Below are 9,905 nucleotides of genomic sequence, written 5' to 3'. Positions count from 1 at the left end.
ACCCCAACCCCGCCCTCGTGCCCGCTGCCCCTGCTGAAGCCGCCCCGGCGCACGAAGGAGGTCACTGACCGTCATGGCCGAGACCGCACACCTCCCGCTCGACCCCCTCGAGCCCCGGGACCTCGTCGCGCCGCACCACGACGACAAGTCCCTCAATGAAACGCTGCTCGACCATGTCTGGCGCAAGCCCGGCAAGGGTTGGTTCATGCTGCTGGGCCTCACGTCCGCGGCGCTGGGCCTCCTGGTCGTCGGCGTGACCTACACCCTCGCGCGCGGCATCGGCGTGTGGGGCAACAACCAGCCGGTGGGCTGGGCGTTCGACATCATCAACTTCGTCTGGTGGGTCGGTATCGGTCACGCCGGTACGCTCATCTCCGCCATCCTCCTGCTCTTCCAGCAGAAGTGGCGCACGAGCATCAACCGCTTCGCGGAGGCCATGACGCTGTTCGCGGTCATGTGCGCGGGTCTCTTCCCGCTGCTCCACACGGGCCGTCCCTGGTTCGCGTTCTGGCTGTTCCCCTACCCCAGCACCCTGGGCGCCTGGGCGCAGTTCCGCTCGCCGCTCGTGTGGGACGTGTTCGCCATCTCCACGTACCTCACGGTGTCCGCGCTCTTCTGGTACGTGGGCCTCATCCCGGACCTGGCGGCCCTGCGTGACTCCTCCAAGGGCAAGCTGCAGCGCACCATCTACGGCCTGTTCGCGCTCGGCTGGCGCGGCTCCGGCCGTCACTGGCACAACTACAAGATCGGCTACCTGCTGCTGGCCGGCCTCTCGACGCCGCTCGTGGTGTCCGTGCACACCATCGTGTCGTTCGACTTCGCCGTCTCCCAGATTCCGGGCTGGCACGCGACCATCTTCCCGCCCTACTTCGTGGCCGGCGCCGTGTTCAGCGGCTTCGCGATGGTGATCACCCTCATCGTGCCCGCCCGCAAGTACCTGGGCCTCCGGGACGTCATCACCGACCGCCACCTGGAGAACATGAACAAGGTCATCCTGGCGACGGGTCTGCTGGTGTCCTACGGCTACCTGATGGAGCACTTCATCGCCTGGTACTCCATGAACCAGTACGAGTTCTGGACCTTCTACGTGAACCGCGCCACGGGCCCCTACGCCGGCGTGTACTGGCTGATGATCACCTGCAACGTCGTCACGCCGAACATCTTCTGGTTCAAGAAGGCCCGCACCAGCATCCCCATCATGTGGGTGGCGTCCATCGCGGTGAACATCGGCATGTGGTGCGAGCGCTTCATCATCATCGTGACGTCGCTCTCCCAGGACTTCCTCCCCTCGTCGTGGGACATCTACACGCCGACCTGGGTGGACTGGTGCATCTACATCGGCACGCTGGGCCTGTTCGGCACCCTGTTCCTCCTGTTCCTCAAGTTCGTTCCCGCCGTCGCGGTGAGCGAGGTGAAGGAGCTCCAGCTGGAGCTCAAGCACGCCGCGCACGCTGCCCACGGCCATGGCGCGGACACCGCCGGGGCGGGCACCCTCACCCACGGAGCGCACTAGCATCATGGAAGCCAAGGTCCTTGATTCCTGGGTGTTGGCCGAGTTCGCCACTCCGGAAGCCCTCGTCTCCGCCACACAGCAGATGCGGGAGAAGGGCTTCCAGGGCATGGACACCTACTCCCCCTATCCGCTCCACGGCGGGTCGGAGGCGCTGGGTCTGCCGCCCTCTCGCATGCCCTTCATCGCCCTGGGCGGCGGCCTCACCGGCATGGTGACCGCCCTCACGATGCAGACGTGGATGAACACCATCGACTATCCGCTCAACGTCGGCGGCCGTCCGCTCTTGAGCCTCCCGGCGTGGGTGCCCATCACGTTCGAGTTGAGCGTGCTGTTCGCCGCGTTCGGCATCTTCTTCGGCCTGCTCGGCCTGAGCCGGCTGCCGCAGCCCTACCACCCGGCCTTCGAGTCGGAAGAGTTCCGCAGCGCGTCCACGCACGGCTACTGGCTGAGCATCCCGCACCCCACGGGAACGGACGCCGCGGACGTCAAGAACCAGCTGACGGCCCTGGGCGCGACCCACGTGACCGTCGTCTCGGGAGAGAACGAATGAGGTGGCTCATCCCCGCCGCCGGGCTCGCCGCGCTCACGGGCTGCAACGTCAGCTCGGAGTTCCTCCAGCGCATGGAGACCCAGGCCAAGTACGAGTACTACGAGACGTCCGAGTTCTGGCCGGACGGCCGCGCCATGCGCGTGCCCCCCGCCGGCACCGTCCCGCGCGAGCGGCCGGTGGGCAACCCGGGCATCTCCACGGGCCGCGCCAACGGCGTGGCCGTGAACGCCATCCCCCTGCCGGTGGACAAGCACCTGCTGGAGCTGGGCCAGAAGAAGTACAACATCGTCTGCTCGCAGTGCCACGGCGTGCTCGGCGACGGCAACAGCGTCGTCGCGGAGAACATGGCGCTGCGCCTGCCTCCGTCCCTCCTGGAGCTCGCGGACAAGCCGGCCGGCCACTTCTACACCGCCATCAACGAGGGCTACGGCATCATGCCGTCCTTCTCGGGTGAGCTCGACACGCGTGAGCGCTGGGCCGTCGTCGCCTACGTGCGCGCGCTCCAGGCCGCCCGCAGCACCGCCGGGACGCAGCCCGTCCCGCAGGAGAACCGATGATTGCCATGGAGCGCTACACCGGCACGCCCAAGCTGATGGTGCCCGCGTTCGGCCTGGGCGTGGTGGGCCTCGTGCTCACCGCCGTGGGCTTCTTCATGAACCCCGAGGCGACCAGCTTCAGCTACCTCTTGGGCTTCACCTACTGGGTCGGCATCAGCGTGTCCGCCCTCATCATGCTGGCCATCTTCCACACGGCCAAGGCGAAGTGGCCCATCGTCCTGCGCCGCGCCATGGAGACCATCTCCATCGCGGTGCCCGTCTTCGCGGTGCTCATCCTCGCCCTCATCCCGATGATGAAGTACCTCTACCCCTGGGTGGATGGCTCGCCGCTGGCCGCCCACATCCACGGCGTGGAGGTGGAGCACCTGGCCCACAAGAAGGCCCACTACCTCAACCTGGGCTTCTTCGCCGTCCGCCAGGTCATCTACTTCGCGGTGTGGATCTTCGTCTCGCACCGGCTGTACGGCTGGAGCACGAAGCAGGATGAGACGGGCGAGCTGGAGCTGACCGTCAAGCAGCGCAAGTTCTCCCCGGGCGCCCTGCCCTTCCTGGCGCTGACCATCACCTTCGCCGCCTTTGACTGGCTGATGAGCCTCACGCCGCTGTGGCAGTCCACCATCTTCGGCGCCTACTACTTCTCCGGCAGCTTCCTGGCCGCCTTCTGCGTCCTCGCGCTGGTCACGGTGAATGCCCAGGGCAAGGACCTGTACGGCAGCCTGGTGAAGACGCCGCACTACCACAACCTGGGCAAGCTCATCTTCGCCTTCACGGCGTTCTGGGCCTACATCGGCTTCTCCCAGTTCCTGCTGGTGTGGATCGCCAACATCCCGGAAGAGGCCCCCTGGTACGGCCTGCGCATGTACGGCCCGTGGCGCGGCGTCTCCTACGTCATCTTCTTCGGTCACTTCGTGCTGCCGTTCTTCACGCTGCTGTCACGCAAGCTGAAGGAGAAGCCCGGGACCCTGGCGGTGGCGGCCACCTACATGCTTCTCATGCACGCCGTGGACCTGTATTGGCTCATCTGGCCGGCGTTCTCCGGTGAGGCCGGTCCGACGTTCCACTGGACGATTCTCACGGCCTTCGTGGGCGTGGGCGGGGTCTCGGTGGGCTACGCCCTCTTCCGGGCGCGCGGTCGGTACACCTTCCCGGTGAAGGACCCCTACATCGCGGAGTCCCTGAGGTACGTGCAGCCATGAAGAAGACCCAGTCCGAAGTCGAATCGCGGGTCATCGTCGGCGCGCATGGCGTGGCGGCCGAGGAAGACCACCTCGTCATGGGGAAGATCATCGGCGTCGGTGTGGGCGCCATGGTCCTCTTCTTCGTGGGCGCGGTGTGGGCCTGGCGCATCCAGGTCGTCACCATGCAGGACGCCCAGCCGAACGGTCCCCCTCCGCGTCCCGCGGCGGTGGGCCAGTACGAGGTGGGCATCGTGAACCAGCGCCTGTTCGAGCAGGACTGGCGCGCGGCGGAGAAGATTGGCGGCCAGCACCAGGCGCTGAAGAACGGCTGGGGTGACCAGCCGGGCGTCGCCGCCCACAAGTCGCTGGACCAGGCCATGGACCAGGTCATCACGACCGAGGCCCAGAAGGCCCGCGTCGCCGGGCTCCTCGCGGCGCTCGCGCTGGTGCTCACCAGCGCCACGCCCGCGTACGCCCTGCCGGGCGGAGGCAAGACGCCCCGCGCCATCGTGGAGGCGGACTCCGACCTGCCCCCGCCGGTGACGGGGGTGGACGTGGAGGAGCACCTGGGGGAGCCGCTCCCCCTGGAGACCCGCTTCCTGGACTCCTCCGGGGAAGAGGTCCGGCTGGGCACGCTGCTGTCCAAGACGCGCCCCACCCTGCTCACGCTCGTCTATTACGAGTGCCCCATGCTCTGTAACCTCGTCATCAACGAGCAGGTCCGCGTGATGCGCGAGCTGGGCCTGGAGCTGGGCAAGGACTACGAGGCCGTCACCGTCAGCATCGACCCCAAGGACACCCCGGCGCAGAGCGCGGAGCGCCGCCGCAAGTACCTCCAGTCCATGGGCAAGCCGGAGACGGCTCCGTGGCACTTCCTCACCGGCACCGACGAGAACATCCACAAGCTCGCCGACGCCGTGGGCTTCAAGTACACGTATGAACCGAGCACGAAGCAGTACGCCCACCCCGCGGTGGTCACCGTGCTCACGCCGGAGGGGAGCATCTCCCGCTACCTCTACGGCACGTCGTTCGACCGCAAGGACGTGAAGCTTTCGCTGCTGGAAGCAGCGGGCGGTCGGGTCGGGACGAGCGTCGATCGCATCGTCATGTCCTGTTTCAAGTATGACACCGCCACGCGGCGGTACGGTTTCTACATCTTCGGGTTCATCCGCCTGGGCTCCCTGGCTGTCTTCGGCGCCCTGGCCACGATGCTGATCTATTTCTGGAGGCGCGAGCTGAAGAAAGGCGCGACTACATGAGCGACCTGGCCAACCAATTCCTGTTCCTCCCGGAGCGCGCGTCCACGTTCGCGGAACGGGTCGACTTCCTGCACTACTTCGTCGTCGGTACGACGATGGTGATGTCCGCGGGCGTCGGCCTCGCGGCGCTCTTCATGTTCTTCCGCTACCGCCGGCGGGAGGCCCACCAGCACACGGAATACGTGGTGCCGGACCTGAAGACGGAGTTCCTCTTCGTCTCCGTCCCGCTGGTGTTCTTCCTGGCGTGGTTCGCCATCGGGTTCCGGGACTTCACCTGGTACACCACCCCGCCCAAGGACTCGATGGATGTCTACGTCATGGGCAAGCAGTGGATGTGGAAGTTCTCCTACCCGGAGGGCCCCAACGGCGTGAACGTGCTGCACGTGCCGGCCAACCGCCCGGTGCGCCTGCTCATCACGTCCCGCGACGTCATCCACTCCTTCTACGTCCCGTCCTTCCGCATCAAGATGGACGCGCTGCCGGGCCGCTACACGCAGGCCTGGTTCGAGGCGACGAAGCCCGGCACGTACCAGGTGCTCTGCACCGAGTACTGCGGCCTGTCGCACTCGAAGATGCTGGCCGAGGTCGTCGTGCTCGCGCCGGAGGACTACGAGAACTGGCTGCAGGAGCAGCAGCGTGGCCGCCTGCAGGACCGGCAGGACGCGCTGGCGGACACGTCGCTCGTGCCGCCCGCCGCCCGCATGGCCGAGCAGGGCCAGAAGCTGGTGGGCACGCAGGGCTGCCTCAAGTGCCACTCGGTGGACGGCTCGAAGCACATCGGCCCCACCTTCCTGGGTCTGTACGAGCGCACCGAGAAGCTCGAGGACGGCCAGAACATCCGCGTGGATGAGGCCTACATCACCCAGTCGATGATGGACCCGGGCGCGCACATCGTCGCCGGCTACCAGAACGTGATGCCGACCTACCAGGGCAAGCTGCAGGGCCCCGAGTCGGCCGCCATCGTCGAGTACATCAAGACGCTGCGCACCGCGAACGTGCGCGAGACCGCTTCCGAGGGCCCCGCCTATGACCCCATCCAGTAGCATCGCCGCGCCCGGGGCCGCCGTCCCCGGCCATGAGGCGCACGACGACCACGGCCACCACCCGAGCTACCTGACGGACGGCACCACGGTGAAGTCGTGGCTGCTGACGGTGGACCACAAGCGCATCGGCATCATGTACATGGCCTGGGTGCTGCTGTTCTTCCTGGTGGGCGGCATCTTCGCGCTGCTCATCCGGATCGAACTGCTGACGCCCGGTCCGACCATCATGGACGCGATGACGTACAACCGCGTCTTCACGCTGCATGGCATCGTCATGATCTTCCTGTTCATGATCCCTGCCATCCCGGCCATCTTCGGCAACTTCATGCTGCCGCTGATGCTGGGCGCCAAGGACGTGGCGTTCCCCCGCCTGAACCTGCTGTCGCTCTACGTGTACCTGGCCGGCGCGGGCTTCGCGCTCTGGGGCATGCTCAACGGCGGCCTGGACACCGGCTGGACGTTCTACACGCCGTACAGCGCGCACACGACGACCACGGTGGCGCCGGTCCTCTTCGGCGCGTTCATCATCGGGTTCAGCTCCATCCTCACGGGCATGAACTTCATCGTCACTGCGCACACCATGCGCGCGCCGGGCATCACCTGGTTCAAGATGCCCCTGATGGTGTGGGCGCTCTACGCCACCAGCTGCATCCAGGTGCTGGCGACGCCGGTGATTGGCCTGCTGCTCCTGCTGGTGACGGCGGAGAACCTGTTCAGCCTGGGCATGTTCGACGTGGCCCGCGGCGGTGACCCGGTGCTCTTCCAGCACCTGTTCTGGTTCTACAGCCACCCGGCCGTGTACATCATGGTGCTGCCGGCGTTCGGCGTGATGAGCGAGGTCGTCTCCACGTTCAGCCGCAAGAACATCTTCGGCTACCGCGCGGTGGCGTACTCGAGCGTGGGCATCGCGTTCGTGGGCTTCTTCGCCTGGGGCCACCACATGTTCGTGTCCGGCCAGTCGACCTTCAACGCCGGCGTGTTCGGCGTGCTGTCCATGCTGGTGGGCGTCTTCACCGCCATCAAGGTCTTCAACTGGGTGGGCACCGTCTACAAGGGCGCCGTGGAGTTCAGCACCCCGTTCGCCTACTTCTGCGGCTTCCTGTTCTTCACCGTGTTCGGTGGCATGACGGGCATCGCGGTGGCGACGGTGTCCCTGGACGTGGCGTGGCACGACACCTACTTCGTCGTGGCGCACTTCCACTTCATCATGGTGGGCGCGACGATCATGGCCTTCCTGGCCGCGCTGCACTACTGGTTCCCGAAGATGTTCGGGAAGATGTACCACGAGGGGTGGGGCCTGGTTTCCGCGGCGCTCATCATCCTGGGCTTCAACGCGACGTTCATCCCCCAGTTCCTCGTGGGCAACGCGGGCATGCCGCGCCGCTACTACGAGTACCCGGAGCGCTTCCAGGCGCTGAACGTGGCGTCCACGGCCGGTGCGTCGCTGCTCGCCTTCGGCTTCATCATCATCGCCATCTACCTGACCTACGCGCTCATCTACGGCGAGCGCGTGGACAACCCGTGGAACAGCAAGGGCTACGAGTGGCTGACCATGTCCCCTCCGCCCACGCACAACTTCATCGGGCCCCAGCCGACGTATCCCGAGGAGCCGCACTTCTACGTGGATCCGAAGAAGGCCGAGGGCGAGGTGTCGGATGTCTAGCGCTCACGTGACGCCGGGCTCCGTGCCCGGTCCCAAGCTGGCTGCCCACTTCGCGTCGCTGGAGGTCCAGAAGCACGCGGCGCGGTTGGGCATGTGGCTGTTCCTCGCCACGGAAATCCTGCTCTTCGCGGGTCTGTTCGCGTGCTACGCGGCCTACCGCTTCCTGTTCCCGGAAGCGTGGGCGGCCTCCAGCCGCAGCCTGGACCTGACGATGGGCACCATCAACACGGTGGTGCTCATCACCTCCTCGTTCACCGCCGCCATGGCGGTGCACTACGCCAAGGAGGGCAAGAACAAGATGGTGGGGCACATGAACGTGCTCACCCTCCTGATGGCGATGGGCTTCCTCGTCATCAAGTTCTTCGAGTACAAGCACAAGTTCCACATCGGGACGCTGCCGGGCCGCTACTACTTCTACGAAGGCATCCAGCTGCCGGGCGCGCCGATGTACTTCTCCGTGTACTTCGCCTCCACGGCGCTGCATGCCCTGCACGTCGTCATCGGTATGACGGTGCTGGCGTTCGCCACGGTGCGCGCGTACCGCGTCGGGGACTTCAGCGCGAACAACTACACGCAGGTCGAGCTGGGCTCCATGTACTGGCACCTCGTCGACCTGGTGTGGATCTTCCTCTTCCCGATGCTGTACCTGGTCTGAGGGTTTAAGACATGGCCATCGCCAACGAATCGCGTCAGGAAGAGCACAACATGCAGGAGCACCACGGCGCCGGGCGCTACGTGGTCATCTGGATTGCCCTGCTGGTGCTCACGCTCGTCACGGTCTTCACCGGCCGCATGCATCTGCCGGACTTCGGTCTGGTGCTGGCGCTCATCATCGCCAGCGTGAAGGGCACGCTGGTGGCGCTGTACTTCATGCACCTGTCGGAGCACCAGGGCGCCAACCGCCTGGTGTTCGCGGTGTCCATCCTGTTCGTGGTGCTGCTCATCGGCTTCTCGCTGATGGACATCGGCACCCGCTTCCGTCTGGCCAACCCGCCGGGGTCGCAGTACAGCGACCTGCAGGCGGTGGACATCGGCGCGAACCCGACGGAAGGCCGCACGGGTGGGCACCAGCAGCTGCAGAAGCAGACCCACGAGAAGCACGAGTAGTCCGCAGCGTCTCTCGCAGGTCCCCTTGAAGCACGAACGCGGCGCCCGGGATTGCTCCCTGGCGCCGCGTCGCTTTTGGCGGGCCGCCGTCTCCGGCGCCTTGGGACTACAGGGCGACGGTCAGGTTGAAGGAGAGCGCCGTGTCCGTGGACACCTTGCCCGGGGGCGGAGCGCTGTCGGCCTTCACCTGGAAGCCCACGCCCAGGGCCAGGGCGTCCGTGAGGCTGGCCATCACCTGCGTCTGGCTGCTGAAGAGGATGCGCGAGTCGGAGATGACGCTGACCAGGATCTCCGCCTCCTCCTGGAAGGTGATGTCCTTGGAGATGCCGTAGCGGAACAGGGCACCGAAGCGCGGACCGCCCAGGTCCACGTCCGGCAGGTCCACGCGATCCGGGTAGTACTGGAAGCGCGTCTCGCGGGCGTAGCGGAAGGCGAAGTCGGTGCGCAGGACGGAGTCGCGCGTGCCCAGCTTCTCGTCCTTCTTGGTGTCGAACCAGAGGATGCTGGCGCCGGCTTCACCGTAGGGCCGCGACTCCACGCTCTTGATGTGGTCCGTGTCCACGCCGGCCAGCAGGTAGCCGCTGAGCTGCTCCGTGAAGCGGCGGTCCCCACGCAGCTCGAAGCCGGCGTTGAGGGCCACCACCTGGGACAGGGACTCCACCTCGCCCTCCACCTCGGGCGGGCGGCTGCGGCCGTACGCGCCGTAGGCCTTGATGGAGTAGATCCACTTCTCCGTCTTGCGCAGCGCGCTGCCCAGGCCGCTCACGGTCAGCGTGGACGCGTTGCCGGTGATGGAGATGAGGCTCAGGCCCACGCTGACGTCCCAGGAGCTGGGCTTCGCGGGGGCGGCGGCCGCCGCTGCGGCCTCGGGAGTGGGCGGCGGCGGGGCGATGGGCTGGCGCGCGGTGACGTCCGCCAGCTTCTCGATGGCCTCCGCGAGCCGGGCGCTGGCCTCGGCGGCGCGCTCGGCGGCGAGGGCGGCGCGCTCCGCGGCGGCGGCGGCGCGCTCGGCGGCGGGGGCGTCCGCGGGGATGG

Annotated in this window: 10 protein-coding genes; 9 read left to right on the top strand and 1 reads right to left on the bottom strand. The window is 66.8% G+C overall.

Annotated features, from left to right (window positions below; translation table 11 throughout):
- Positions 1–73 precede the first annotated feature (73 nt).
- The 9 genes from nrfD to D7X96_RS37650 are packed head-to-tail and all read left to right on the top strand — an operon-like array spanning position 74 to position 8,870.
- Positions 74–1,513: an NrfD/PsrC family molybdoenzyme membrane anchor subunit gene (gene nrfD, locus D7X96_RS37695; RefSeq protein WP_120553127.1), complete on the top strand. Its 1,440-nt coding sequence runs from the start codon at positions 74–76 to the stop codon at positions 1,511–1,513.
- Positions 1,514–1,517: 4 nt separating this feature from the next.
- The gene (locus D7X96_RS37690) at positions 1,518–2,063 is read left to right on the top strand and encodes a DUF3341 domain-containing protein (protein ID WP_120553128.1); all 546 of its coding nucleotides are present in this window, start codon (positions 1,518–1,520) and stop codon (positions 2,061–2,063) included.
- On the top strand, positions 2,060–2,620 hold the full coding sequence (locus tag D7X96_RS37685) for a c-type cytochrome (protein WP_014399396.1): 561 nt from the start codon (positions 2,060–2,062) through the stop codon (positions 2,618–2,620). The genes D7X96_RS37690 and D7X96_RS37685 overlap by 4 nt, the downstream gene beginning before the upstream one ends.
- Positions 2,617–3,816: a hypothetical protein gene (locus D7X96_RS37680; protein ID WP_120553129.1), complete on the top strand. Its 1,200-nt coding sequence runs from the start codon at positions 2,617–2,619 to the stop codon at positions 3,814–3,816. The genes D7X96_RS37685 and D7X96_RS37680 overlap by 4 nt, the downstream gene beginning before the upstream one ends.
- A complete protein-coding gene (locus D7X96_RS37670) occupies positions 3,813–5,057 on the top strand; it encodes an SCO family protein (protein WP_244219863.1) in 1,245 nt (414 codons plus the stop codon). Before D7X96_RS37680 ends, D7X96_RS37670 begins: the two co-directional genes overlap by 4 nt.
- The gene (gene coxB, locus D7X96_RS37665; RefSeq protein WP_120553086.1) at positions 5,054–6,100 is read left to right on the top strand and encodes a cytochrome c oxidase subunit II; all 1,047 of its coding nucleotides are present in this window, start codon (positions 5,054–5,056) and stop codon (positions 6,098–6,100) included. Before D7X96_RS37670 ends, coxB begins: the two co-directional genes overlap by 4 nt.
- Positions 6,084–7,763, top strand: a complete 1,680-nt coding sequence (locus D7X96_RS37660; protein ID WP_120553085.1) for a cytochrome c oxidase subunit I — start codon at positions 6,084–6,086, stop codon at positions 7,761–7,763. The genes coxB and D7X96_RS37660 overlap by 17 nt, the downstream gene beginning before the upstream one ends.
- Positions 7,756–8,418: a cytochrome c oxidase subunit 3 family protein gene (locus D7X96_RS37655; RefSeq protein ID WP_120553084.1), complete on the top strand. Its 663-nt coding sequence runs from the start codon at positions 7,756–7,758 to the stop codon at positions 8,416–8,418. The genes D7X96_RS37660 and D7X96_RS37655 overlap by 8 nt, the downstream gene beginning before the upstream one ends.
- A gap of 11 nt (positions 8,419–8,429) precedes the next feature.
- Positions 8,430–8,870 (top strand): cytochrome C oxidase subunit IV family protein, encoded by a 441-nt coding sequence (locus tag D7X96_RS37650; protein WP_120553083.1) that lies wholly within the window; start codon positions 8,430–8,432, stop codon positions 8,868–8,870.
- A gap of 106 nt (positions 8,871–8,976) precedes the next feature.
- Here the strand turns inward: D7X96_RS37650 and D7X96_RS37645 are convergent.
- On the bottom strand, positions 8,977–9,905 hold a 929-nt coding region (locus D7X96_RS37645), incomplete at its 5' end, for a DUF481 domain-containing protein (RefSeq protein ID WP_279637426.1).

This window comes from Corallococcus interemptor, assembly GCF_003668875.1.
In the GTDB taxonomy this organism is placed as follows: Bacteria; Myxococcota; Myxococcia; order Myxococcales; family Myxococcaceae; genus Corallococcus; species Corallococcus interemptor.
This window is presented reverse-complemented; position numbering and strand designations above follow the sequence as displayed.

Excerpts from the sequence above, each read along its gene's own strand:
- coxB (WP_120553086.1), top strand. The coding sequence starts at position 5,054 with ATGAGCGACCTGGCCAACCAATTCCTGTTCCTCCCGGAGCGCGCGTCC.
- D7X96_RS37680 (WP_120553129.1), top strand. The coding sequence starts at position 2,617 with ATGATTGCCATGGAGCGCTACACCGGCACGCCCAAGCTGATGGTGCCC.
- D7X96_RS37670 (WP_244219863.1), top strand. The coding sequence starts at position 3,813 with ATGAAGAAGACCCAGTCCGAAGTCGAATCGCGGGTCATCGTCGGCGCG.
- D7X96_RS37660 (WP_120553085.1), top strand. The coding sequence starts at position 6,084 with ATGACCCCATCCAGTAGCATCGCCGCGCCCGGGGCCGCCGTCCCCGGC.
- D7X96_RS37685 (WP_014399396.1), top strand. The coding sequence starts at position 2,060 with ATGAGGTGGCTCATCCCCGCCGCCGGGCTCGCCGCGCTCACGGGCTGC.
- D7X96_RS37690 (WP_120553128.1), top strand. The coding sequence starts at position 1,518 with ATGGAAGCCAAGGTCCTTGATTCCTGGGTGTTGGCCGAGTTCGCCACT.
- D7X96_RS37655 (WP_120553084.1), top strand. The coding sequence starts at position 7,756 with ATGTCTAGCGCTCACGTGACGCCGGGCTCCGTGCCCGGTCCCAAGCTG.
- nrfD (WP_120553127.1), top strand. The coding sequence starts at position 74 with ATGGCCGAGACCGCACACCTCCCGCTCGACCCCCTCGAGCCCCGGGAC.
- D7X96_RS37650 (WP_120553083.1), top strand. The coding sequence starts at position 8,430 with ATGGCCATCGCCAACGAATCGCGTCAGGAAGAGCACAACATGCAGGAG.